The following is a 25,698-nucleotide window of genomic DNA, read 5'->3' as shown; positions in this document are numbered from 1 at the left end:
CGACGGGATGCGCACGCTCCATCAATCAGCCTGCGCCGTGCCCAGCCACTCGATCTCGGACAACGTGATGTCCTTGCCGCCAGTGGAGGCACGCCAGCGGTAATAGGCGTAGTCACCCGGATGTGCCACGCTGAAGGCACGCGTCTGGCGCCGCCACGGAAAGGTTTCGCCACGGCGGTGGTCCAGCGTTTTCCAGTGCACGCCATCGGACGAAGCTTCCAGCGTCCACTCACGCGGATCCATGCCGGCCTTCGATGCCGAGGTCAGCGTGTACATCGCCACGCGATGCGCCTGATCGAACTTGACCTGCACGGCGGGCTGCTTGCCATGCAGCGTGGCTTCGGTGTCGGAGGTGTTGTCGCTGAGAGCACGAGCGGCATCGGGATCACCTTCGACGGTAACGCTGCCCTTGGCGACATCCGCCAGGTCGACCCACGGCGCGGGCGGCTTGGTGCCCGTCGTTACCGAAGGCAACCCGGCATCGGCACCCTCACCCCAATGCGAAGGCTGCGCACCCATCTGGAACACCAGCTGGGCGCCACCAGCGAGGTCGGCGTGATTGAGCCAGTTCTTGTCGTACGGCTTGCCGTTGAGCGTCACGCCCTGGATGTAGCGATTGCGGTCGCTCACTTCCGGCGCCTGGATGTCGATCGTCTTGCCGTTCTCCAGGTGGATGATCATGTGCGGGAAATACGGCGCGCCGATCGCATAGGTGGGCGTTCCCATGCGCAGCGGATAGAAGCCGGCCGCACTGAACAGCCACCAGCCCGACATTTCGCCGTTGTCCTCGTCACCCGGATAGCCCTGGCCGATCTCGTCGCCCACGTAGAGGCGGGACAGCGCGTCGCGCACCTTGTCCTGCGTCTTCCATGGCTGGCCGGCCAGGTCGTACATGTAAAGGATGTGGTGCGAAGGCTGGTTGCTGTGACCGTACTGGCCCATGCGCACATCGCGCGCCTCCAGCATTTCGTGGATCACGTCACCGTAGGCGCCCACATGGAAGTCGGTGCCGGCAGCGAAGAAGGCGTCGAGTTTCTTGATCAGGCCATCGCGACCGCCGTACAGATTCGCCAGACCCTGCACGTCCTGCACGCCTTCGAAGGCCATGTTCCAGGCATTCGTTTCCGTGTAGTCGCCGCCCCAGGCGAGCGGATCGAACTGGGCGGCATCGGTACGCCACGTACCATCCGGCTTGCGCCCGATGAAGAAGCCGGCTTCCGGATTGAACAGGTTGGCGTAGCCCAGCGAGCGGCCACGGAAATAATTCGCGTCATCCGCGTAGTGGCTGGCGTAGGGGTCATGCGCATCGTGCGAACCGGCCAGCGTCCGGGCCAGTTCGCTGATGCCGAAGTCATTGAGATATCCCGCCATCGACCACGACAGGCCCTCGTCGGTGCCATTGTCGACATAGCCGTGGAAGACGGAGCGCGCGATGCCCTTGCGACCAGCGCCCGGCACGTCGCTCAGCACGGTCGCGTCCTTCAAGGCTGCCTCGTAGAACGAGTGCACGTCGAAGTTGCGCACGCCCTTGTTCCAAGCATCGGCAAAGGCCAGGTCCGCACTGGTGCCCACCATGAGGTCGGCATAGCCCGGCGAAGACCAGCGCGCAATCCAGCCGCCGTCGCGGTACTGCTGCACGAAGCCGTCGATCATCTCGCCGGCGCGTTGCGGGGTAAGCAGCACGTAGGCCGGCCAGGCGGTGCGATAGGTATCCCACAGGCCATTGTTGACGTAAGGCTTGCCGGCAAGCACGCGCGCACCGGTCTGCGTGGGCGTATCCGCACTGGCCCTGGCGGAGAACGGACTCGCGTAACGGTACTCGGGATGCTCGGCCGTCCCGGTGTTCTCGAACGCTTCGTTCGGATAGAGGAACACGCGATACAGGTTCGAATAGAGCTGGCGCTTGTCGGACGCGCTGGCACCCGGCAACTCCACGCGTCCGAGCAGTTCGTCCCAACTCGCGGCCGCGCGGGACTGCACGCTGTCGAAGGTATCGCCCGGCGCGATCTCCAGCGCCAGGTTGCGCTTGGCCTGCTCGAGGCTGATCAGCGAGGTGGCGATGCGCATCGTCACCGTCTTCTGCTTGCTGGTGTCGAACCCGTACCAGGCAGCGACGTGATCACGTCCCTGCCCTTCAAGTCGACCGCTTTCCGTCACCGGGCGGTCGAAGGTCGCATAAAAAAACAACCGCGTCGCGCCAGTGGAGAGGCGGCTGGCAACGTCGGAGTAGCCACTGATGCTCGCCGAGGGGGAGTCGAGCACAACGCTACCCAGATCATCGCGGTTGTCAAAAACCAGTTGCGAGCGATCGCCCGCAAACGTGAAGCGCAGCATGGCTGCATGATCGGCGGCCGTCATCGCGGCGACGAGGCCGTTGTCGAAGGTCACCTGGTAGAGATCCGCACGTGCCACTTCGTGGTCGTGCGTGAAAGGCAGCGCGCGCTGCGTGCGATCCAGCGGCGGCGCGCCCTTGGCCACGGCGGCAGGCATCACCTGGAAAGTCTGGCGGTCACCCATCCACGGGCTGGGCTCGTGGCTCAGTGCAAACGCTTCGATGCGCGGATGATTGTTCGCGTCGTTGCGCTCCTGGTACTGGTAGATCCAGTTGGAGCCCGCGTTGGTGGTCGGTGTCCAGAAGTTGAAGCCGTGCGGCATGGCCACCGCAGGGAAATTGTTGCCGCGCGAGAAATGCGGATTCGCGTTGCTGCCGCGTCGCGTATCCACATAGTTGTGCGGCGCCGCCGTCGCATCGACCGTCGCAACGTCGCCAAGGCACAGATCGTCCAGGTAGCCATGGAAGGCCACACTACCCGCCGGCGCGTCGGCGACCAGTTCGATCGCCTTCACGGTCTTGCCGGCAGCGACCTTGCCCAGGTCGATGTCGAGTGCGTTCCACTGGTTGTCGTGCAGCACACGCGAACTGCCCTGGGCATACGCATTGGCGGGCACGCGATGGTGATCCAGGGCGTTGAGCGCGGACAGTCGCGAACCATCGTCGAACAGCAGATCCACCGCGACGTACTGGGCAACATCGCCCGGGCCATCCGCAGGACGCACCGGGAACAGCACATAGGAGAGGTGTGTCTGCGCCGTGATCGGCTGCTTCACCTTGAACAAGGTCGTGCGCCGCCCGGCACGCTCGCGCGTCGCATCGGCGTCATAGCGCAACGCATGGGTTCCGCTGAACCCCATCTCCGGCGGAGCGGTGAGTACTTCTTCCTTGGCAGGACCAGACACGATCCGGGTACGCCAAGCCTCAGCGCGGCTGGATACCGGTGCAGCATCCCCCGTCTCGAACGATGTCGCGAACGCGCGGGTATCGGTTGCTCCAAGAGCGGACAGGCTCGCCAGCGAGAGTGTGCCCACGGCGACACAGGCGACGTGGCGCCAAGGGCGCATTTCCTGCTTGCCGCGCGGACGGCGCGTTCCTGTCGTTGCATCACTCATGTCGCACTCCCCTCGCTCTCGATCAGCCTTGATAAGAAAGACCCGGTTGCCGCCACTTCAACCGCGCGGCGGCGGGAACGAGGGCGGCGCCTTGTCCGGATCGCTGCCCCACTGCTTGTCCGCCTGGGCGCGCAGGTCAAAATGAAGATGCCCGCCGTACGTGGCAAAACTCTCGGGTAGCCACGGACTCTCGTGCGGCTTGCCATCGACCGTCAGCGCATGCACGAACGGCGTTTCGGCCGATGCGGCGGGCGCGTCGATGATCACATCACCACCGGCGCGGTGAACCACGGCGCTCGGGAACAGCGGACTGCCGATCACCAGCTCCGCACGCCCCGGAATGGCCGGGTACAGCCCCAGTGCCGACCACACGTACCAGGAGGACATCTCGCCCAGGTCGTCATTGCCCGGGATGCCTTCCGGCGCGTTCTTCCACAACGTGTTCACCACGATGCGAACCGCCTCCTGGGTCTTGTACGGCTGGCCGGCAAACGCATACAGCCAGGGCGCACCCACGGACGGCTCGTTGTCCAGCTCCGCATGCAGCGGACCGGCACCGGTGAGTGCCCACTGTCCCTTGTCGTCATGGAAGAAGCGGTCCAGCCGCTCGGCGGCCTTGGCGCGCCCGCCCATGGCATCGAACAGACCCTGCACGTCGAACGGCACCATCCACAGATAGACGGATGCGCTGCCTTCGACGAAGCCATCTTCGGTGTCCGGCGAGAAGGCCGGCCAGCTTCCGTCCGCATTACGGTTCTGGATATAGCCAGCGTCGGGCGTCGCCTTGGGATTGAACAGATTGCGCCAGTAACCGGCGCGCGTCAGGAAGCGCTGCTCGCCCTCGCGATCGCCGGCACGCGACGCCAACTGGGACAGCGCGAAATCCGCCGTAGCGTCTTCCAGGGTTTCAGCCGCACCACCCCACGCGTGCGACGTGGTGGCGATGTAATGCAGCGACAACCACTGGTCGAGCGACGGGCGCTGGCCGACACATTCCACATTGCAGCCATCGTCGGACAGGTCGTGTGCCGTCGGCTCCGTGGCCGCCCTCACCAGGGATGCGTAGGCGCCATGCAGATCGAAGTCGTGTCCACCGAATGCATCGATGGCAGACAGCGATGGCACCGCCGGATCGCCACTCATCACGTGCGTGCCGCCGTTGTTGTGCGTCCAGCGATCCCATTCGCCGTGGTTCTGCTTCGCCTGGTTATAGAGCGACTGGGCGATGTCGCTGCCCACGTCCGGGTAAAGCCAGGTCAGCAACTGAAGCTGCGACCGATACACATCCCAACCGGAGAAGGTGGCGTACTGCGCATGCTGCGCACCCTCCACCCGATGCACCTGCTGGTCGAAGCCGCGATATTCGCCGTTGACATCGCTGAACACATTCGGATGCAGCAGGGAGTGGTAGAGCGCCGTATAGAAGGTGGTGCGCTGCTCGTTGCTCCCACCCTGGATATCGATGCGTTCAAGTGCTCCATTCCACGCCTCGCGTGCCGCGGCTTGCACCTGCTCCAACGAGGCGTCCTGCGCGATCTCCGCCTTCAGGTTGGCGCGTGCATTGGCGAGACTCACATAGGAAATGCCCACGCGAACCTGCACGGGCTTGCCCTTGGTCGGGAAGCCCAGCCACAGACCGGAGCCCTTGCCCGACTCGGGGAATCCCTTGTCGCCGTAGCCCGTGCCGCCGGTGGCCATGGTTTCCGCGGACTTCACATCCCCGTTCTGCCAGGCGCCCACGCTCGCAATCGGCTGATCGAACTCAGCGACGAAGTAGAGCGTGTAGTAACTGCGCTGATCCGCCTTGGCCAGATAGCCGCAGAAATTGCCGCTGGTGACGGAACCGACGACCTCGCGCTCATCCTGATTCACCGAGACGCTCGCGTTGCTGCTGCCCACTTCGGAATCGGAAGCGCGAATCAGCAGATTGGCCGGCTGTCCGGCGGGAAACGCGAAGCGCGCCAGGCCGCTGTGCGTCGCGGCGGCCAACTCGACCTGCACGCCATTGGCAAGCCGCACGCGGTAGTCACCGGGCGTGGCCTGTTCATTCGCGTGGGAAAGATCACTGGCGTAGATGCTGTCGTCGAGATCCGCCGATGGCGAACTCTTCACCGGCACGGTGACCGGCATGAAGGGAATATCGCCACCCGCGCCACGACACCCCGCACCCGACAGGTGCGTCAGGCTGAAACCGCGGACGCGCGTCGCATCGTACTGGTAGCCGCTTGGCGACGCGGTATGCGTATGCGTGCCCTTCGTGTTCTCCGGGCTCCATTGCAGCATGCCAAATGGCATCACCGCTCCGGGAAAGGTGTTGCCGCCATGGCGGCTGCCGATCAGCGGATTGACCTCGTCGGCCGGCGCAGCTGCGCCGCTCGCACATACCGAACCTGCAAGCATCCACGCTGCGCCACACAGCAATGCCACGCCTGCGCGACGGCGGACGAGCACACGGATCGACTGCCCTTGCCTCATTTGGTCCAACCCCTTTCCCCGTCCCACCGATCCGCAGAATTTGCCGATTTAAATCGATTTAAATCGATCACCTAAAAAAAGGCAATGAGCCTGGTGGAAAGAACCCACGAAACTGATGCCACGTCCCACTCTAACCCGATTCCGCGCCACGAGGCTTGCTGCGCTGCGGAAAGCCCTCGATCAACTGGCAGGCTTCATCCGGGCGTTCACTGCGCCCAATCGCTTTTCCTTTAGCGACGAGAGGTACCGTGCCGCTCGTCGCGATACAGACTGACGAGCGACAGGCGCCACCCCATCATCAACGTCTCACCCACTTCATGAGGAAGGTCGTCGTCGGTCAACCGATACTCGCCTGACGCTGCGCCTCGATCGGCTGGGATGACTGGCAACCCTGCGGATGCATCGACTGCCATCGCCATGCGTCCGCACACATGCGCAGCAGATCGTATTGCGCATGCCATCCCAACGCCTTCTCGGCACGGGAAGTATCCGCCCATACTTCAGCCACGTCGCCGACACGACGCGCAACAATCTCATAGGGTATGCGGCAACCGGAAACGCGCTCGAAGGCGGCGATCACCTCCAGCACGCTGTAGCCGCGCCCCGTACCCAGGTTCAGCACATGACAACCGCCATGCTGGAGGACGTCGAGCGCCCTCACATGGGCGTCGGCCAGATCCATCACATGAATATAGTCGCGCACGCCGGTACCGTCGCGCGTGGGATAGTCGCCGCCAAAGACACTCAGTCGAGGGTGCATGCCCGCAGCCACCTGTGAAACATAAGGCATGAGGTTGGTCGGTAAACCGCAAGGATCCTCACCCATCAAGCCACTCGGATGCGCGCCTGCAGGATTGAAGTAACGCAGGATGGCTGCACTGAACGACGGTCGCGCATCGCATACCTCGCCGATCAACTGCTCCATCACCAGCTTGGTATGGCTATAGGGATTGGACGCACGCAGCGGAGCCTCCTCCGTAATCGGCACTGTCTCGGGATCGCCGTAGACGGCCGCAGAGGAACTGAACACCAATTGCTGAACACCGGTCGCCCGCATGGCCTGAAGGAGCGCAACCGTGCCGGTGACGTTGTTGTCGAAGTAGGCCAACGGATACTGGCAACTCTCGCTCATGATCTTCAGAGCGGCAAAATGAATGACGGCATGGAAGCCGGTGGCAAGCAGCGTCTCCAGCGTCCCGCGATCGCGCACGTCACCCTGCACAAAGCGAACCTGCGCACCGCTCAACTGGCGGACATGGTCGACGGCAGCAAGCGTGCCGCGACAGAGATTGTCGTAGATCACCACCTCCTGACCTTGCTCGATCAGGGCCACGCACGTATGGCTACCGATGTAGCCAGCCCCGCCACAAACAAGCACTTTCATACGAAGTCTCCGTCTGCTGCTTCATTCCATAACCGACGTCGTCCATCACCGCCAAACTTCTTGTTATGTCTTCTATACGTCGAGCTACGTTGGACGTATATACGCCTTACCTGATATCGCGAGTCAGCTGAACACAGGCACATCAGATCGATGCTTGAGGCACTTTGTTTGCACGTGAAGAACGCAAGCTTCGACTCAGGCATGTGTACGAACTTAAAGAAGCATTCGTATCGTCATGCTAACGAAGGCAATGTCGTCTTCTTCACGCTACATAGCGCCCATGATGATGAATCGGCATGCGGCAATGATTCAGGCAGCCCTGCGATTTGTAATGCTGTGTTCATGCTTTTTATGGCATCACATGTCGCCCCTCTAAATAACCTGCAAAGCCAGGGTTATGTACGTGGAAGGCCATACTCTGAAGAGTGCTTCTGTACTCATCTGAGCCCCAGGCCTTGCTTCGACCGTTCAGCCAAGCTGAACCTCATTGCGAGCTCCAGGTGTGCCGACGTATGGCGGCGCCCATGGCACATTGTTGCTCGCGGCAGGCCTTCTGAATAAGGAGCCAGTGACCGTGAAAACGCTATCCGCCTTGTTGATTGCCGGACTCTTGCTTTGCTTGCAAGGATGCGTGCCAGGACAGTACATGACCAAGGAAGGACTCACCCAGGGAACACCGACGGACAACACCCAGATCCAGCTGTTGACCATCACGCCCCAGCTCCTTGCACAAAACCCTTCGGGGGATCTCAACGCGTCCGTTCCGCAACCATTGCTCGACTACCGGCCTGAGCCATACCGCATAGGCCCTGGCGATACGCTCTACATCACCGTGTGGGATCACGCGGAATTGACATCACCCGCAGGCGTGCAGCAACAGACCGTTGCCAACGGCCGCCTGGTCCGCTCCGACGGCACGCTCTTCTATCCCTATATCGGCTCGATCAAGGTCGAAGGGATGACGCTTGAAGAGTTGCGTGCGCAACTTGCGAGCAAACTGGCCAAGTTCGTGGAGAAACCGCAGGTTGACGTAAATGTAGTCGGCTACAACAGTCAACGCGTCCTGTTGCAGGGCGCCTTCATGAAGACCGATCCGCAGCCGATCACCGCCGTACCGCTCACGCTGGGTCAGGCCATCGGCACCGCCACCATCAATGCAGACCAGGCCAACCTTGGCGACCTCATCCTTGTTCGCGACGGCAAGGACTATCACCTCGACTTGTCCGGAACCAGCAGCAATACGCGCCACAGTCCGGCGCAGGATGTCTATCTCAAGCCTGGTGACCGCATCTTCCTTCCGTACAACGACACCAAAGAGGTGTACGTCATGGGCGAGGTCATTCGCCCGCAGGCGGTCAACTTCCGCACGGTCGCGACCATCAACCTTACCCAGGCGCTGGGTCGCGTCGGCGGACTGAACCCGCTGACCGCAAGTGGCAAGGAGGTTTACGTCATTCGCGGCGCGAACAACTTTGACAACACGCCTGCCAAGGTCTTCCAGCTCGATGCACGTTCCCCGGCCGCGTTTGCGCTCGGCGATCAGTTCTGGATGAAGCCGGGCGACGTCGTCTTCGTTGGCCCTGCCGGCATCACCCGTTGGAACCGCGTCATCAGCCAGCTGCTGCCCTCGCTTAGCGTGATCAGCTCTGCCGCTTACACCAACTACAGCATCGGTCACTGAGTTTGACCTCAGGAGCGATACATCACCTGTCGTGATGTATCGCTCCTGAAAGCGGGACCACAAAACCCTGAACTTTCCCGATCAAAAGCAGGATATTCAGTGCTACGCATCCGCCATTGACGTCACATACAACTTGATCGACTTTGTCTGAACAGGTCATTCCATGATGCACAAATTTGCAATGCAAAGATGATAGTTTCAAATGGTCTGGCGGCGATGCCAGTCCTGACGCGCAGGTTGCTGGACTCGTTTCGTTTCCAGCAGGAGCAGCAACGATTCTTCCCGTGATCGGCCTTCCAAACAGGCCATCAGGGCAACGTTGCTCGAAGCCTGCACCACTTACCATCCGGCTCGCAGGGATTACAGGGGGGTGAGCTTGAGAGCGGCGGGTAACGTGCTATGCAAGAACCTCATGTGGTATTGGCCTGTCTTGTGGGCGCATGCACTTCGGCGATAGCCATTTTCATGCTCCGCAGATATGCGTTGGTACTGGGCCTCATCGACCGCCCCAACCAGCGCAAGCAGCATGTAGGAAAGGTGCCACTGGTGGGCGGCCTCGCGATCTTCATGGGCGTCACCGCCGGTGCAGCGTGCTACGGCGACTTCCACTGGTTCACCAAGATTCTGATCGACACCACCATGCTGCTGACCTTGCTTGGCGCGCTGGACGATCGCTTTGATCTCAGTGTGCGTGAACGCCTGGCCATCCAGACCATCGCGATCTCGACGGTCATCGCGACCACTGGCGTATACATCCATACGCTTGGCACGCTGTTCAACCACGATATCGAGCTGGGCTGGCTTGGACCTCCGTTCACCGTCCTCGCCGTCATCGGCCTGGTGAATGCGTTCAACATGATGGATGGCATCGACGGCCTCGCCGGCAGCCTGGAGATGATAAGCATCGCCGCCATCACGCTGTTCGTCGGACTGAGCACATTCCACGATGCGATTGTTCTGCTTGCCCTGCTCGCCACGGCATCGCTGCCTTACCTGGCGGCCAACCTGGGCCTGGCGGGGAAGAAGATTTTCCTTGGTGATGCCGGAAGCACACTCATCGGCTACCTGCTTGCCTGGACGCTGATACGCATGAGTCAGGTGCCAGAGGCGCACCTGTCTCCGGTCAACGTACTGTGGTGTGTCGCCCTGCCCGTGTTCGACACGCTCGCCGTGATGCTGAGGCGCATGGCCAAGGGCAAGTCACCATTCAAGCCGGACCGCGGGCATATCCATCACATCCTCCTTGGCGCCGGCATGGGCCCCCGCACTGCCCTGCTATCGCTCATCGCCCTCGCCTCCGGCTTCGCCATCCTCGGCGCGGCAACCAGCCATGGCATCGCCTCCGCAGGCGTGAACCTGCTGATCTTCTGCGTCACCATGGTCTTCTACATCGGCACGACCACCCGCGTGTGGTCCCGCCAGGAAGCGCATCGCCAACGCGCCTCCGCCGCGCACTGGGCATTGCGGACGCATAACGCATCCTCGGTGGTTCGCACGCGGGACCCCTCTACTGCCGCCAGACCGTCTTCGCAGTACGGCGGAGCCGGCCTCAAGTCGAGCGTGGGCAACAGCTCACTGCGATCGGCGTTACGCCAGCCGCCGCGGTAGTCATCCGCGGCTGCTGACGCCCCACCGATGGCTCAGGATCCCAGAAAGCGGATCACTGAGCCGTTGGCCATCCTGGTCAGGCCATCCTCGATATTGTTGTCGTACTCGTAGGATCCCTTCAGATCCAGCGACGCCTTCACGGTGCGCATTTCGTTGCTGGTGCTCAGGAACGACATGACGCCGGCAAGCGCGTGCGGTGTCTGCGGCGCATGCCTGACAGTGTTCCCGGAAATGATGATGTTTTCGATGCGCCTGGCGTTGTCGGGTGACTTGTCCATCGAAAAGCAGAAGCAGCTTCCGCGGATATCGACGAAGGTATTGCCGGCGCACACCGCGTTGTTCGCGCCGAATACGCCGACCGCTCCCATCTGGGGGCGTATACCGACAAAGGTGTTGCCGGTTACCACCGCACGAATGGCGTTGTCGCTGGCATTCCACACGATGGTACCCAGGCGCACCGCATCGCCGCCCGGGCCCGATCCCGGTGGCGACCGCTGGAACGTACACCCGCTGATCTGCGTATGACTCAGGCCGGCAATCTGGATATCGAAGCGGATCGAGTTGAGGAAGCTGCAGTTGACGATGGTGAGGTCATCGTGTGGATCCGCCTCGGTCTTTGGCTTGGTTGCACCGTAGATCCCCCAGTAGCAGTTCACGAACTCGCAGTCCGACACCGTCCAGCCATGGATGTTGTCGCCGGTCTGGTGGCCATTGAAGAAGGTGATGCCCGCCGTGTTCACCGAGTTGATATCGATGAACTTGCAATGGGTGATGCGGATATTCCGGTAGATGCCCCAGTTGTGATCGGGCTCGAAATCGATGGCACCCACAGAGGACGACAGTTTCGCGTTGCCGATGTTCTGGAAGGTGCAGCTGTCCACCGTCAACGTGTCGCAATCGATCACGGAAAGGCCATTACGATTCGCCTTGACCAGGCCGTCGAACAGGCAATTGCGAACGACGATGCGCTGGTTGTGCCGCTCCGTGTTGCGCAAGGTGCCCGAGCCTAGGTACATCCCGTCACCGCGAAAGCCATGGAACGTCACGCGCTCCACCAGCATGTCCGAGGTGGCATTGACGGCCAGCAGGTAGAAGTACTGCATGTAGCCGTACTCGTCCACGCGCCCGTTGAGCAGCACGTCATGCAAGTGGATGTTCCGCATGTTGTCGGCCACCTGCGAGGTGCCCCCATCGCGAATATGGGTAACCATCATGAATTCGCATTGCAGCGAATTGTCGTAGGCCTTCAACTGGCTGGACGATCCGTCACCATAGAATTCGATGCCCGACTTCAGGGTCAGCTGCTTCACCAGGTACACCCCGGCCGGCACATAGACCTTGCTTGAGCTGTCTATCGCCTGTTGGATGACCATCGTGCAGTCGTACGTACTGGTGCCCGCACGAATGGCGGCGCGTTCCTTCTCAGGCAGCAGATTGAGGACATTGACTGCCTGGCTTGTGGTTGACATGGCTGTTTCTCCGGCAATGGGACGGAATCACTGACGAAGGAGCGCAGCGCCGACGGGTTGGCACAGCTCCGCGTAGACTTCCATGGTGCGTCGTATGACGATGCGCTCGTCGAATTCGGCGCGGGCCTTCCGGCGTGCCGCCAGTCCCAACTGGCGAGCGAACTCCGGCTGGTCCTGCAGGCGTCGAATGGCTCCAGCCAGTGCCTGGCTGTCTTTCACCGGGACCAGCAATCCATCCACGCCGTCGAGAACCACCTCACGACACCCCGGTACATCGGTGGTGATCAACGGCAGCCCGCAAGCGGCCGCTTCCACCAGGGTTCTCGGCAGCCCTTCGCGATAACTCGGAAGCACCACCACATGCACGCTGCCAAGCAGGCGGATCATGTCGTCGACATGCCCCAGCCACGTGACCAACCCCTCTTCCACCCAGCCACGAATCGTCTCTTCAGGGACGGCGGCGGGATTGCCAGGGTCGGGCATGCCGGCGAGCAACGCATCAATCGGCCGCCCCTCGTCGCGCAATTGTCGAAGCGCATCGACGAACTCCTCGATGCCCTTGTCCCAGAGCAGGCGACTTGCCAGAAGCACGCGCAGGCTGCCATCGTCCGGCGCTGCCGCGGGAACATCCGCAAATCGAGCGCAATCGACACCTGAGCCGCGAATCAGCCGGATATGCTCCGGATCCACCAGACCCGCGCTCCGGAACAGCTCCACGTCATCGGTGTTCTGCAGAATGAGCCGCGCCTGCTCGCCACCCAGCGCCAGTCGCATCAGGCCACGTACCACGGGACGCAGCAGGCGTGCCTTGAGCTGCTGGCTGGTGAATACGTACCCCATCCCCGCCACCGCGTTCACACGCACCGGAACACCCGCCAGGCGTGCCGCAAGCGAGCCATACACCGCGCACTTGATGGTGAAGCCATGCACCAGTGTCGGCTGCTCACGCCGGATCAGCCGCACGAGATACCACAGCAACGAAAGTTCGCGCAGCGGATTGAGGCTGCGCCGCTCCATGGGCAAGGCCTCCCAACGCAGGCCCAGACCGCGGAGCTTTTCGCCGTAGGGTCCAGGGGGAGATATCAGGAGGACGTCACAACCTGCGTGACTGAGAGCGAGCGCCAATGAGCGCCTGAAGTTGTACAGATACCAATCGGTGTTGGCGAACAATATGACTTTCATTCGTGCACCTCGCGCATGCCCTTCTTACGCCCGTCGTTGCGCGACGAGCCGGGCGTTTTCTTCAGGAAGTCGTCATGACAGGGTTCCCTCCGTCTTCTCCAGCCATGCCTGGAACATCAGCACCGTCCACAGTGACTGCTGCCAATTGCGCTTGCCGGCAAGATGCTCCGCCCAGCGCTTCCGGATCGGCGCAGGTTCCAGATAACCCTCACTGCGCAGTCGGCTTTCGCTCAGCAACGCCTCGGCCCAGTCGCGCAGGGGGCCTCGCAACCAACTTCCCAGCGGAATGCCGAAGCCCATCTTGGGCCTCTCGATCAACTCCTTCGGCACATGCCGGTAGAGCAACTGGCGCATCAGCCACTTGCCCTGTCCGTGACGAATCTTCTGGTGCAGCGGTACGCGCCAGGCGAGCTCCACCACGCGGTGATCGAGCAAGGGCGCGCGCGTTTCCAAGCTGTTGGCCATGGCGGCGCGATCCACCTTCACCAGGATGTCGTCCGGCAGATAGTTCTGCGCATCCATCGCCATCATCCACTCCGCCAGATCGTCGGCCTTGGGCCAGGACCGGGCGTCGGTAAGCAGTGTCGTGGTCCGGCGCGCACCCACCACGATGCTGGCGGGATCGCGCCAGTTGCTCACCAGGCTGAGGAAGAACGCCCGACCGTCGGACTGGGTCAGTACTTCTGCCAGCTTGTGCGCCTTGTCGCCGGGATTGCTCATGCGCATGCTCTTGGGGAGCACCGGGCTGGCCATGGCCGCCAAGGTGTCCCAACCGCCTGCCGGAAGCGCCTGCAAAGTAGCTGCCATCGCGCGACGCACCAACGGCGGCGTGCGTTGCATGCGCTCCCAGGTCGTGCGCGCCGCGAGATAGCGGTTGTAGCCGCCAAACAATTCATCGCCACCATCGCCGCTGAGCGCCACGGTGACTTCGCGGCGGGTCAGTTCGCTGATCAGGAAGGTCGGAATCTGCGAACAGTCGCCGAAGGGTTCGCAATAGATGGACGGAAGTTTCGGGATGACGGCGAGCGTATCCTCGGGACGAACATACAGTTCGGTGTGCTCCGTCCCCAGATGCCGCGCCACGGCCTTGGCATGCACGGCCTCGTCGTAGTCGCTCTCGTCGAAACCGATGGTGAAGGTCCGTACCTGGCTTCGACTGGACGCCGCCATCAGCGCCGCCACCGTACTGCTGTCGATGCCGCCACTGAGGAACGCCCCAAGCGGCACATCCGAAATCATCTGCCCGCCGACGCTGGCCCCCAGTTGCTTCTCCAGGGCATCGATCGCCTCTTCGTCACTGCAGTCCAGGGGATCGCGCAGCCCCGCACTGACGATGTCATTGCAACGCCAGTACGGCACCGCTTGCGCCTCGCCCGGAGCCTCGGCGCAAATGCACAGCAAATGCCCCGGCGGCAACTTGAATACATGGCGATAGATGGAGTGCGGCGCCGGAATGCAGTCGTAGGCCAGCAGCAAGGCAAGTGCATCGCGATCCACTTCCGCCCGGAACACCGGGTGCGCTTTCAGTGCTTTCAACTCCGAGCCGAACAGGAAGGTCTGCCCTTGCCATGCGTAGTACAGCGGCTTCTCGCCCATGCGGTCCCTGGCCAGGGTAAACGCACGTTCCTGCCTGTCCCACACCGCGAAAGCAAACATCCCGACGCTGGCTTTCAGCGTCTGCTCGATACCCCACGCCACCATGCAGGCCAGCAGAGTCTCGGTGTCCGAATGACCTCGCCACGCCGGGGCACGTCCTTCCTGCTCCAGGCGATCGCGCAATTCAAGGTGGTTGTAGATCTCGCCGTTGAACACGACGACGTAGCGCCCGCATGCCGATGGCATGGGCTGGTGGCCGGCGTCGGACAGGTCGAGGATCGACAGCCTGCGATGTGCCAGCGCAATGCCTGCGAACTCATCGCACCACACGCCACCGTCGTCGGGGCCGCGATGAGTGAGCTGGCGCGACATGGCCACCGCCCGATCAAGCAAGGCCTGGCGGTCGCCCTGCTGAAGCTGCCAGAACCCGGTTATGCCGCACATCGGCCCTGCCCCACGCTGCGCAGCACGTCTGCAAGCCTTGGCGCCTGTGTCTTCAGGCAGTAAGTGCGCTCGACCGATGCGCGGCCAGCCTGCCCCATGCGAAGGCGCATGGCGCGATCCGTGATCAATTGCACCAAACTTTTCTCCCAGCTTGCCGGGTCACCGGCGAGGAAGCCGGTTTTACCGTGGTTGACGATGTCGATATTCGCCCCAACGTTCGACGCCACCACGGGCAGCCCGCACGCCATGTACTGGATGATCTTGTAGCCGCACTTGCCGCGTTCCCAGGGACCGTCGCGCAGCGGCATGATGCCGATGTCCATGCGGGCAATCATGGCCGCCTCGCTTTCCTCGGACCACGCAACCACCTCAGGCTCGAACCCGTTGAATCGATCGACGATGTTCTCGCGCGCACCGACCAGCAGCAGACGGGCACCATGCTCGACGCAAACCTTCTCGAGCACCTCCCGACCCTCCAGCAGGTAGTCCTCGGTAAGGGGCGAACCCACCCACCCGATGACGGGGCGTTCGTCAACATCGTGCGCCACCGTCTCGTAGCGGCCATCGTCCACCACGGTGGGGATGATTTCGATGCGGCTCGCCCCGGCCAGTGCAGCGCGATCCGCGAGGTACCCGTTGCCGGCGACCACGCACGCAGCATCCCGCATCACGCGGTCAATCTTTCGACCAAGAAAGCCGCGCACCAAACGATTGGAAGACAGGTCGTACCGATGAAACAGTGCATCGTCGTAATCGACCACGTAGGGCCGGACCGACCGCACGAGCAGTGACTCGACCATGGACGGAAGGTAGGGGAACAGCTCGCCTTCGATCCACGCAACGTCATGGTCGCCGCTTCTCAGCAGGTCCATGAAGCGCTGCATGCCACGACGCCATGCATTGACCATGGCGGCCCTGGAATTGCCGCCATAGATCGCATCGAGGTACTCGTCGGAGAACAGCGGATGCACCTCCACATCGATGCCATAGCCGCGAAGCAGCGGCAGGTATTGCAGGCTGCGCAGCCGCGAGCTCGCTCCACGCCTCGAATACTTGGAGAACAACAGCACCCGTATCCGGCTCATCGCCTCACCCTGACCAACGCAAGAGAGTGCTCAACGAACCAGAACACCAACGGGATCGTGTACATCCACTGCAGCGAAAATGCTTCGATGTACGGATTGGTATTCGTCGCCAGGAAGGCGCATACGAAGCCTGAGAACATGAACTTGTGGTGGACCGGAAGACGTCGGTCGAGTGCAAGCTTCGCCACGCCGAACATGTAGATCAGGAAAGGCAACGCGTAGATGAATGCGCCAAGCAAGCCAACGCGGAAAACGCTGGCCAGCCAGACCACCTCGTATCGCCAGGGATGGATCGGATCACTGACATAGTTGACGCCAACGGCCTGCCCGGCGCCCAACCCTCCATCGTTGAGAATGCCGTTGTACAACGATCTTGACATCTCCGTGCGCTCTACGCCGCCACCTGCCGCCACCTTGTTGAATACGATGTCAAGAACGGCGGAAATCCTGACCTGCGTATAGGCTTCGAGCACATATAGCGTGACCATGATGGCGACCAGGGATGGCACGCCGTATTGCATGAAGCGAACGATGGCCGGTTTTCCGTGATGCTCGGTGGTTCGCGACGCCAGAATCCAGCCGATGCATGCACCCATCGGAATGGACAGGATCAGCGCCGAACGTCCCGACGTGAGCGCACTCACCAGCAACATGGCTAGCAGGGCGAAGCGCAGGGTACGTCGCTTGATCAGCTCCGGCGAACTGAAGAAGCCGCCACAAAGGAAGATCATCGATCCGTACACGTGCATCGTTGCGCCGGCAAAACCCTCGTTGAGATTGAGGTTGGCTCCCTGGAAGAAGAACGCCACGGCCGCCGCACCGCGGGTCAGGTACAGGTAGAAGAACAGAGCCACACTGAAAACGCACAGCAGGCTCAGCACGACAAGCCATTCGACGAGACGCTCGATGCCTATGGCCCTGCGCAGACCGTCGGCCACGATGATCCAGATGAAGGGCGACACGATATAAACCGCCGCCACCTGCACGAGACCGATGAATGGCGCGCCATGCATGCCACCAACGATGAGATAGACGACCGTAACCATCGCAGAGCACGCGTACAGCGCAAGCAGGTTTCTCAGGCCAAGGCTCAGGCGCAGCCCTGGCAGCGCGAGCAGGAAGGCCAGCCCCATGACAATCGCGGTCGGAATCGGCAGCGAGTTGGGCACCACGACCGTAAGAAGCAGCAACAGGAACGCTACTCCAAGGAACAGGTGCCGCACCGTCAGCCTCGGCGCATCCGTGTCCGGCAGTCCCGTGGGCACCGGTGGCATCACCGGCGTTGGATCGTTGATCGAATTCATGCCGTCACCATCCGTGAAATCCAGTTATCAAGCAGACCGGCCTGGACGATCCGGTTGTAAGCGCTTATGTCGTGCTGCGCGCCAGCACCCGGACCGAACAGCGCTTCGCGCAAGGCCTGAATGCCTGCGTCGCCGTCATCGGTGAGCAGCGCGCATCCAGCCCCCGTTTCCTTGAGAATGACCGTCGCTGCGTTCCAGACCCGCGTGACGCAAACCACATCGGCACCGGTTGCCAGGTAGTCGAACAATTTTCCCGTCGCGCAGCTCACGCGCGACCCCGTGAGAAGCAGCAGCTTGTCGCAATGCTTCATGAGCTGAAGCGCGACGCTGCGCTCGACGGGTGGAATGACCGTGACCGGAAACGTTGCACGACCGATCGAGCCACGCTCACCCTCGGTGAGTTCACCTACGAACATCAGATGCTTTCCAGTGGCGGATGCCCCCGAACGATTCAACGCATCCACCAGGTAATCGAGACTCAGCGAGGCAGAGCCATCGCTGGCACCGATGCGACCGAAGTGCCCGATCAGCGTCGAACCCGCCGGCACATGTTCGGCCAGTATCGCGTTCGCACGCCTCACACCGTCCGCATCACCGGCCAGCCTCTCAAAGTCCGCCGGGTCAAATCCGTTGGGAAGTACCTTGGCTGTCTTGTGCGGGTACCGGCGACGGAAGTCGTCGACCAGCGGCCCACTCACTGAGGTAATCAGGTCGCAGTTTTCGACCACCCGCCTTTCGATCAGCGTGCGGAGCAAATTTCGAAGCTTGCCGGGCTTTCCCAGGGCCTCGAACACCAGGCCATCGCGAAAATCCTGCATGCAACCGATGCCGTAACGACTGGCGAGGTTCGATGCGGCAATCAGGGAGTCAACCGGTGAATAAGTGCCGATGGCTACACAGTGCTCCCCGGCGGCCACCCTTTCGCGGCAGAGACGATCAGCCTCGGCCAACGCCTGCACCAGCCAGGATGTCGCCTGCGCACTGTCATCGCGCTCGCGAAACGGCAAAGAGCGGGCGAACGCACTCGCCAGCGTGAGCAGCGAAGAACGGGCGGACGACTCGCTGCCTACACAATGCCCGGGCAACGCAATGATGCGCATGCCCGGCGAAGAGGCCAGGTGCTCGACCGGCGCAGCAGCGGAGGCCTGCCTGGCAAAAACAAAGATTCGATATTTTTCCGGGTCCATGTATTTCAGCAGACCCTTGAAACGCTCGGCAGCAACATTGCTGGACAAATGATGCGCCGCAAACACGAACAAATTTATTCTTGGCATCGCCTGACCCTCACTCGGCCTGCAGCGTTGCCCCCTGATTCGTCAACCTGGTGAAGTCTCGCGAAACTGCTTCCTGTATCTCGACAGCCCTGTGTCTCTCCTTACACGGGGCCGAAGCCTCGACAACTGCAACGACTAGGGAACAGCATCACGTTCTCGTCGTGCCTCCTCAGGCCATCCATGCGGGCGAATGGCCGAACGAAGTGCCCGATACATGTCGGACCACTCCGACCTGAAGGTCAAGAACACCACCGGCACCATCGCCAGCCAGATCAGGCTGACGTAGGCCGCTTGATCGGCATCGAAGGAGAGCGTCGCGATGGACAAGGCCACGGCGACGATCACCGACACGTAGAGCTTGGTGCGCGGAATCGGGCGCCACACATAGGCCGAGGCCTCGGTGCGCGCGATGAAGAACACCAGGAACGCAACAGCGTTGGCAACGACGGCGCCCGCCGCGCCATGCGCGGGAACCAACCACACGCTGCCCAATACGTTGACCACCAGCGCCACCAGCGTCGACCACAGCGACAACATCGAGCGGCGCGTAATGCCGATGCCCACACAGGTCACTTCCGAAAGGGTGTACAGCAGCGGCTGCCCGATGCTGCACAACATGAGGTATTTCACCTGACGGTAGTTCTCCGGCAGCAGAAAATCGATCACCCATGAAAATGTTCCGCTGAGCACCCAGATCGCGCAGACCACGGCAAGCGCCTGATGGGCTACATGATCCACGCGCTTCATGTCTGCACCATGAGCGACCCACTTGTAGACCATCGGTGCCCACAGCACGGTAAAGATGGTCTGAAACACGATCCCCACGCCAGCGAAGCTCATGGAGACCGAATAGAACGCCAGTTCGGTGAGCGTCGACAGCGAGCGCAACGTCAGCGTGCTGGTGGCATCGAGTCCCCAGTAGGCGACGCCTGCAAAAATGAGCGGTAGACCGTAACTGATCAGGCCGCGGACCTGTTCGTTCGAGCAGGAGGCGCTCAGCGCCGGCCGCCAGTCGCGCCGGGTATTCCAGCTGAATGCGAACAGGACCGACAGCAACGAAATCAGATAGGCCAGCTCGAGCTGCCAGAAGGACTTCGAGAACTGCGGCAACGCCATGAGACCAACGACCAGGAGGAAGGCCACTTTCGGCAGAACTTGACTCATGGAAAAAGCCATTCCTCGGTCCTGCATTCGCAAGATCAGCGAAAGGAATCTTGATATGAAGCTCACTACGACACAGGCGACCAGCATCCAGTAGTAAACGACCTTATCCAGTCCAAACAGCAACACCGCTATGCGCTCACTGAATGGAATGGTGAGCACCATAGCCAGAAGAAGCAGCAGGAAACCCGGTGCAAAGCAGGCTTTCAAAAGAGCACCGCGATCCGGCCATTCGTGATATTCGCGCACATAAGCCCGATCAAGGCCGAGATTGAATAGTAGTACCCCAAACGACACTGCGATCTGAATAACGTTTAGACGTCCAACGTCAGCCGGCGCAAAGATCCACGTGATGGCCGGCACCGTAATGAGGCCCAGTCCGGCAGTGGCGATGGGCCCAAATGCAAATGCAGCGATCGTTCGTAAGTTCACAAGCCGACCTTTCAGATTTCACGATTTTTCGGACTCGAACTATGTCGCACATGATGCGCTTCCCTTCTTACATGGGATTGACCATGACGTTCCCTGCAACACGTCTCATGAAGTGCCAATAGACAACACATCACTGATGAACGACGGGTAATTCTTCGATGCGTCGAAGTGATCCTCGACGGCCTTTCTTGCATTCACGCGAAGATCATTTCGCGCCTGGTCGTAGGCGAGCACAGCGATCGCGTCCGCGATCTCCTTGTAGCTCGGACTCCTGCTCAGAAGTACGCCACAGGTCGCCGAGACAAGGTTGGATACACCACCCACGTTGGGAGCGATCGCGAGCACGCCGGTGCTCATCGCCTCCATGATGGAGACAGGAATGGCTTCCGACTCGCTCGTGTTCATGAAGATGTCCACTGGCATGTTCAGGTAGTACTTTTTCACGGCATCGTTGGGCAACTCGCCGATGAACGTGAACTTCATGTTCTCGAGTGCACCCAGTCTGACCTGGGCCAACTCACGCATCTCATCCAGCAGCGGACCGGCGCCGATATGCGTCCATCGCACGCTGTATTCCGCGTGCTTGGTTGCAAACAAACGCAGGCCTTCGATGATCCGGTCCATGCGTTTCACGGGCAGGCAGAACGACACCGAAACGATGTGCAGGTTGCCTTCCGGGCTCGGCTTGGAGATGCCGGCGGTCAAGGGAACGCCGAGAGGAATGATGGTTATCTTCTCCAGCGGTGCGCCGTAGGTGTGCTCCAGATATCCCCGCGCCTCGGTCGACAGCGCGAAGATCCGGTCGAACGATCCGATGAATTGACGCTTGAGCGGCATGTAGTCGAGCATCCGCCGCTCCTGGTAGAGATCGATGCCGTGGGCCCGCGTCACTACCCTGCGAACAGCCCCCTTCTCCCTCGCGCGAATCGCGGCATAGGCCTGTGTGTCGTTCCAGTAGCTGTAGGCGACATCGATGACCCCGTTGCGCCTGGCGTAACGCACGAGCGACGCCGCCTGTTGCATCACCTTTGAAACATGCAGCAGCGCCCGGATCGCTGTTGGCCGCTGCAGTTTCCCGGAGCGCCGCAGATAGGAGATTTCCTTGCGGAACATGCCGGAGAACGCCGCCTGCACGATATAAGGCAAGCGACGCAGCACGCCGGGCTGTACCATGCTCAGGTCCATCGACACACCGGGTGGCAATGGCCTTGGCGTGCCCTCGGCCACCGCCGGCAACACGGTGGCCCTGGCATCGGGGTGCCGCGCCCAGTAACCGATCTCGTCTTCGAGGAACTGTTCGCCGGGGTGATACGGGAATGCGTTGGTGAGGATGACGATTCTCATGCGTGCTCTGCCACTCCTGTCATGAGCGTATCGATCATGCAGTCCCGATATGCAACGTGGTCCATGTTCAGGGGGACGCTGATCTTGAAGCAGGCCACGGTCGCCAGGCACTCGGCAAGCAGTCGCCGCCAGTTGGCGACCACCTGCTCCATGGTCAACATCGCGGTACGCGACGTGGCCAAGGCGTTGTACTGCTCCCAGTAGAGCTGGTCATGGAAAATGCTGTATTCCGCGCTTATCACGGCAATCGTCATCTCGACGGCAACCGATGCCTCGAGGCCGGCCACTTGAAACTTGGGCACATCTTCGCGGACTAGGTAATACAGTCGCGAAAGCGGTGACGGTGACGATTCGACCTTGCGGTAGACCCTGTCCGGCCGCAGCTTTCGCCGCGTGCTGGCCACGTTGATCCAGGCCTTGACGTTGAAGTGCGTGCGGTCGACCCAGCCGCGCCCGGCGAGCAATTCGCCTTTCAGCGCGGGATCGCTGCAGTTGTAGCCATAGATCTTCGGCCACGCCATGTTGGCGTACACCAGTGACGACCCATAGGACATGAGGGAGATATCGTCACTGACGAAACCGACGCCGTCGTGCTGCCTGAGCGCAAGCATCGCCGCCGACTTGCCCACGCCGCCGGTGCCTGCCAACAGGCACGCCTGCCCGTTCACGGTCAGGCAGGCGGCATGGATGGGCACCATGTCGCTGAAGAAGTAGGTCGATGGCACCAGCACGAACTCGTGCAGGATCTGCTCGAATGACTCCAGGTCACTGGCATATTCGACCGACAGCAGCCGCTGCACGTTGCGCTTGACGCCACGACGCGACCTGAGCGTCACCTCCACTTCCAACGAGCCGCGATCTGACCATCCCCAATACACGTCAGCCGCCGGAAACGAGGTCAGCATGCCGTGATCGAAGGTCCGATGCGCTTTGGGGTTCATGGCAACGAGCGCGCGACCGGATATTTCGTTGACGATATGGATATCCACATCGGACGGGATATCCCCGGCGTCCGCATAGAGCGCCAGACTCTCCATCAGCCATGCCTGATACATCGCATCGCCAGAAAACGCGTAGCATTTCCCAAAGATGATCTTCTTCATACCGACGGATCTCCCGGCATGTCAGGCGAAGGCTCTCGCCGCCAACGAGGCGGCCACGTGTTCCTGCTGCTTCTCGTCCAGATACGGCGACATGGGAAGGCTCATGACCTGCTCCGCGGCCAGGTCGCAAACCGGCAGGCGCGTATCCTCGTCCGCCAAGGCAGGCTGACGGTAGAGCGGCAACGGGTAGTGCACGGCTGTCGGAACGCCAGCCTCCTGAAGCCGGGAGCGCAGCGCTTCGCGATCGGCCACCCGGACGGTGTACTGAGCCCAGGCGCTCATGTTGTGACTCTCGACGACTGGCAGCTTGACCTGATCGAGGTCTGCCAGCAGGTGGTCATAGACCTTGGCGACGCGCTGGCGGAGCAGCATTTCCTCGTCGAAGACCGAGAGTTTCACCAGCAGTATCGCCGCCTGAAGGGTATCCAGCCGGCTGTTAACTCCGACGCACACATGGTGATAGCGGCGATCCTGCCCATGGCGCGCAATCAGCTTCAGCGATCTTGCCAGCGCCTCGTCACTGGTGAAGATCGCCCCGCCGTCGCCATAGCAACCCAGCGGCTTGCTGGGAAAGAAACTGGTGCAGGCGATGGTGCTCAGGTTACAGCTCTTGCGACCCTTGTAAGTTGCACCGAAGCTCTGGGCTCCATCCTCAATGACCGGAATGCCATACCTGGAAGCAATCGTGTTGATGGCATCAAAGTCTGGACACTGGCCGTAGAGCGAGACCACGATGATCGCCTTCGTGCGCGGAGTAATGGCCGCATCCAGTAGATCCGCGTCGATGTTGCAGGTCGCAGGATCGATGTCGACGTAAACCGGGCGCGCACCGAGCACCGCAATCGACTCGGCTGTGGAAATATGACTGAAGCCCGGCGAGATCACCTCGTCGCCCACACCAACACCGAGCGACATCAAGGCGATCTGCAGCGCGTCCGTGCCATTGGCCACCGAAATGCAATGGGCTGCGCCGGTGTATTCCGCGAGCCGCGTTTCCAGCTCGACCACCTCGGGGCCGAGGATGTACTGGCCATGGTCGAGCACCCGCGCGATGCCCGCGTCGATGGCAGCCCGAATGCGGTTTTGCTGGGACTTGAGGTCGATGAAGTCGATCATGTAACAGGCTCCTGCTTGTGCAGCTTGCCGCCCTTCAATACATAGCGCGCACCGGTGTTGGCGCATGCCGTCTCGGCGCTTCCCGTCAGCGGCAGGTCAAGGCGCTCGCCGAACTCGCTCATCCATCCGACCTGCCGCGCCGGAACGCCCACCATCAGCGCATAGGCCGGCACGTCCTCATTGATGACGGCCCCCGCGCCGACGAAGGCGAACTCGCCGATGGTGACGCCGCAGACGACCGTGCAGTTGGCGCCGAGCGTGGCACCGCGACGGACCAGGGTGTCGCGATATTCGTTCTTACGCTCCACCAGCGCGCGCGGGTTATAGACGTTCGTGAAGACCATGCTCGGACCACAGAAGACGCCATCCTCCAGGGTCACGTTGTCGTAGACAGAGACGTTGTTCTGGATCTTGCAGTGATCGCCGATCACCACCTTGTTGCCGACGAACACGTTCTGCCCGAGCGAGACGCCCTTGCCGATCCGGGCGCCCGCGCACACATGGGTGAAATGCCAGACGCGCGAGCCCTCACCGATGATGGCGCCCTCGTCGACGATGGCCGAAGAATGCATGTAATAGTCCATGTGATGCTCACTTTTTCCCGAGGAACGGGTGGCCATCCTGGACGGATGGAGCCGCATTGCCGGCACGAATGGCCGCCACCGTTTCGATGGCGGTCCGGTTTTCTTCCAGTCCAAAACCACGTCCGGCGAGAATCTCCGCATAGCTGCGATCGTGCAGATCGGTGAAGCCGCCGGAAAACTCGATTTCCTCACCATTGACGGTGATGGACCGATAGGTACGCTGGCCGCTTTCGCGCGCCGAAGCCGGCACGTCCTCAAGGTCCACCGAGAGGAACCAGCGTACCCTCGCCTTTTCGTACTCGAGGTAACCGGCTGCCTTGGTGTCGTTGGACAGGTGCACCACATTGGCCTGCAAGTCGCCGAACAGGTAATGCAGCATGTCGAAGAAGTGCACCCCGATGTTGGTGGCAATGCCACCCGACTTCTTGGTGTCGCCCTTCCAGCTCTGCAGATACCAATGGCCACGGGAGGTGACATAGGCCAGGTCCACCTCGTGCTTCGTGCTCCGATGTTCCTCGCGCACACGCTTGCGTAGCGCGATGATCGACGGATGCAGGCGAAGCTGCAGGATCGTATTGGTCTTCCTTCCCGTCTCGCGCTCTATATCCAGCAATCCGTCGATATTCCATGGATTTAGCACCAGTGGCTTCTCGCAGATGGCGTTGGCGCCGGAGCGAAGTGCGAAGCGGATGTGCGAATCATGAAGATAGTTGGGAGAACAGATCGACACATAGTCGATCTGACCGCCATTCCTTGCCCGTCGACGCATGTCGACATGGCGATCAAAACGTTCGAACTCGGTAAAGAAGTCGGCATCAGGGAAATGTGAGTCGATGATGCCGACCGAGTCGTTAGGGTCGAATGCAGCCAGCAAGCGGTTACCCGTGCTCTTTATTGCTTGCATGTGGCGAGGAGCTATGTAGCCCGCAGCGCCGATCAGCGCGAAATTCTTCTTGTTTGACATCGGCCAAATTCCCTTCCTACATCTTTCCAGGCTGTGTGGCATGGA

Annotated in this window: 17 protein-coding genes; 2 read left to right on the top strand and 15 right to left on the bottom strand. The window is 61.4% G+C overall.

Going from position 1 to position 25,698, the window contains the following annotated elements; all coding sequences use genetic code 11:
• Nucleotides 1-21 precede the first annotated feature (21 nt).
• The 3 genes from EPB08_RS09995 to galE form a co-directional block, all read right to left on the bottom strand.
• Nucleotides 22-3,447, bottom strand: a complete 3,426-nt coding sequence (locus EPB08_RS09995; RefSeq protein WP_229238292.1) for a GH92 family glycosyl hydrolase — start codon at nt 3,445-3,447, stop codon at nt 22-24.
• A 57-nt stretch (nt 3,448-3,504) separates the two neighbouring features.
• Entirely contained in the window at nt 3,505-5,922 is a 2,418-nt protein-coding gene (locus EPB08_RS09990) for a GH92 family glycosyl hydrolase (RefSeq protein ID WP_205746326.1), read from the bottom strand.
• A 337-nt stretch (nt 5,923-6,259) separates the two neighbouring features.
• Entirely contained in the window at nt 6,260-7,306 is a 1,047-nt protein-coding gene (gene galE, locus EPB08_RS09985; RefSeq protein WP_130618936.1) for a UDP-glucose 4-epimerase GalE, read from the bottom strand.
• Nucleotides 7,307-7,808: 502 nt separating this feature from the next.
• On the opposite strand from galE, the gene EPB08_RS09980 reads away from it, so the two are divergent.
• Together EPB08_RS09980 and EPB08_RS09975 are read left to right on the top strand one after the other, a co-directional pair.
• Nucleotides 7,809-8,987, top strand: a complete 1,179-nt coding sequence (locus EPB08_RS09980) for a polysaccharide biosynthesis/export family protein (protein ID WP_324615225.1) — start codon at nt 7,809-7,811, stop codon at nt 8,985-8,987.
• A 465-nt stretch (nt 8,988-9,452) separates the two neighbouring features.
• A complete protein-coding gene (locus EPB08_RS09975) occupies nt 9,453-10,595 on the top strand; it encodes an undecaprenyl/decaprenyl-phosphate alpha-N-acetylglucosaminyl 1-phosphate transferase (protein ID WP_229238291.1) in 1,143 nt (380 codons plus the stop codon).
• A gap of 32 nt (nt 10,596-10,627) precedes the next feature.
• On the opposite strand, the gene EPB08_RS09970 is transcribed toward EPB08_RS09975, so the two are convergent.
• The 12 genes from EPB08_RS09970 to EPB08_RS09915 form a co-directional block, all read right to left on the bottom strand.
• The gene (locus tag EPB08_RS09970) at nt 10,628-12,064 is read right to left on the bottom strand and encodes a glycosyl hydrolase family 28-related protein (protein WP_130618934.1); all 1,437 of its coding nucleotides are present in this window, start codon (nt 12,062-12,064) and stop codon (nt 10,628-10,630) included.
• A 27-nt stretch (nt 12,065-12,091) separates the two neighbouring features.
• Complete coding sequence (locus tag EPB08_RS09965) at nt 12,092-13,246, bottom strand: glycosyltransferase family 4 protein (protein WP_130618933.1); 1,155 nt, start codon at nt 13,244-13,246, stop codon at nt 12,092-12,094.
• 72 nt (nt 13,247-13,318) lie between these two features.
• On the bottom strand, nt 13,319-15,286 hold the full coding sequence (gene asnB, locus EPB08_RS09960) for an asparagine synthase (glutamine-hydrolyzing) (protein WP_130618932.1): 1,968 nt from the start codon (nt 15,284-15,286) through the stop codon (nt 13,319-13,321).
• The gene (locus EPB08_RS09955; protein ID WP_229238290.1) at nt 15,274-16,356 is read right to left on the bottom strand and encodes a glycosyltransferase family 4 protein; all 1,083 of its coding nucleotides are present in this window, start codon (nt 16,354-16,356) and stop codon (nt 15,274-15,276) included. The genes asnB and EPB08_RS09955 overlap by 13 nt, the downstream gene beginning before the upstream one ends.
• Before the next feature lie 11 nt (nt 16,357-16,367).
• Entirely contained in the window at nt 16,368-17,675 is a 1,308-nt protein-coding gene (locus EPB08_RS09950) for a hypothetical protein (RefSeq protein ID WP_130618931.1), read from the bottom strand.
• Nucleotides 17,672-18,928 (bottom strand): glycosyltransferase family protein, encoded by a 1,257-nt coding sequence (locus EPB08_RS09945; protein WP_229238298.1) that lies wholly within the window; start codon nt 18,926-18,928, stop codon nt 17,672-17,674. Before EPB08_RS09945 ends, EPB08_RS09950 begins: the two co-directional genes overlap by 4 nt.
• A gap of 156 nt (nt 18,929-19,084) precedes the next feature.
• The gene (locus tag EPB08_RS09940; RefSeq protein ID WP_229238289.1) at nt 19,085-20,542 is read right to left on the bottom strand and encodes a lipopolysaccharide biosynthesis protein; all 1,458 of its coding nucleotides are present in this window, start codon (nt 20,540-20,542) and stop codon (nt 19,085-19,087) included.
• Nucleotides 20,543-20,647: 105 nt separating this feature from the next.
• Nucleotides 20,648-21,886, bottom strand: coding sequence for a glycosyltransferase (locus tag EPB08_RS09935; protein ID WP_130618929.1), 1,239 nt, complete (start codon nt 21,884-21,886; stop codon nt 20,648-20,650).
• The gene (locus EPB08_RS09930) at nt 21,883-22,989 is read right to left on the bottom strand and encodes a phosphoenolpyruvate carboxykinase (ATP) (RefSeq protein WP_130618928.1); all 1,107 of its coding nucleotides are present in this window, start codon (nt 22,987-22,989) and stop codon (nt 21,883-21,885) included. Before EPB08_RS09930 ends, EPB08_RS09935 begins: the two co-directional genes overlap by 4 nt.
• A 21-nt stretch (nt 22,990-23,010) precedes the next feature.
• A complete protein-coding gene (locus tag EPB08_RS09925; protein ID WP_130618927.1) occupies nt 23,011-24,105 on the bottom strand; it encodes a DegT/DnrJ/EryC1/StrS family aminotransferase in 1,095 nt (364 codons plus the stop codon).
• Nucleotides 24,102-24,689, bottom strand: a complete 588-nt coding sequence (locus tag EPB08_RS09920) for an acyltransferase (protein ID WP_130619009.1) — start codon at nt 24,687-24,689, stop codon at nt 24,102-24,104. The genes EPB08_RS09925 and EPB08_RS09920 overlap by 4 nt, the downstream gene beginning before the upstream one ends.
• A gap of 7 nt (nt 24,690-24,696) precedes the next feature.
• Entirely contained in the window at nt 24,697-25,653 is a 957-nt protein-coding gene (locus tag EPB08_RS09915; RefSeq protein WP_130618926.1) for a Gfo/Idh/MocA family protein, read from the bottom strand.
• Nucleotides 25,654-25,698: the final 45 nt, after the last annotated feature.

Origin of the sequence: Dyella amyloliquefaciens (genome assembly GCF_004296575.1) — a bacterium.
GTDB lineage: Bacteria > Pseudomonadota > Gammaproteobacteria > Xanthomonadales > Rhodanobacteraceae > Dyella > Dyella amyloliquefaciens.
This window is presented reverse-complemented; position numbering and strand designations above follow the sequence as displayed.

Coding starts and splice junctions, on each gene's coding strand:
- EPB08_RS09995 (WP_229238292.1), bottom strand. CDS start 3,447: ATGAGTGATGCAACGACAGGAACGCGCCGTCCGCGCGGCAAGCAGGAA.
- EPB08_RS09990 (WP_205746326.1), bottom strand. CDS start 5,922: ATGAGGCAAGGGCAGTCGATCCGTGTGCTCGTCCGCCGTCGCGCAGGC.
- galE (WP_130618936.1), bottom strand. CDS start 7,306: ATGAAAGTGCTTGTTTGTGGCGGGGCTGGCTACATCGGTAGCCATACG.
- EPB08_RS09975 (WP_229238291.1), top strand. CDS start 9,453: ATGCTCCGCAGATATGCGTTGGTACTGGGCCTCATCGACCGCCCCAAC.
- EPB08_RS09970 (WP_130618934.1), bottom strand. CDS start 12,064: ATGTCAACCACAAGCCAGGCAGTCAATGTCCTCAATCTGCTGCCTGAG.
- EPB08_RS09965 (WP_130618933.1), bottom strand. CDS start 13,246: ATGAAAGTCATATTGTTCGCCAACACCGATTGGTATCTGTACAACTTC.
- asnB (WP_130618932.1), bottom strand. CDS start 15,286: ATGTGCGGCATAACCGGGTTCTGGCAGCTTCAGCAGGGCGACCGCCAG.
- EPB08_RS09950 (WP_130618931.1), bottom strand. CDS start 17,675: ATGAATTCGATCAACGATCCAACGCCGGTGATGCCACCGGTGCCCACG.
- EPB08_RS09935 (WP_130618929.1), bottom strand. CDS start 21,886: ATGAGAATCGTCATCCTCACCAACGCATTCCCGTATCACCCCGGCGAA.
- EPB08_RS09930 (WP_130618928.1), bottom strand. CDS start 22,989: ATGAAGAAGATCATCTTTGGGAAATGCTACGCGTTTTCTGGCGATGCG.
- EPB08_RS09925 (WP_130618927.1), bottom strand. CDS start 24,105: ATGATCGACTTCATCGACCTCAAGTCCCAGCAAAACCGCATTCGGGCT.
- EPB08_RS09920 (WP_130619009.1), bottom strand. CDS start 24,689: ATGGACTATTACATGCATTCTTCGGCCATCGTCGACGAGGGCGCCATC.
- EPB08_RS09915 (WP_130618926.1), bottom strand. CDS start 25,653: ATGTCAAACAAGAAGAATTTCGCGCTGATCGGCGCTGCGGGCTACATA.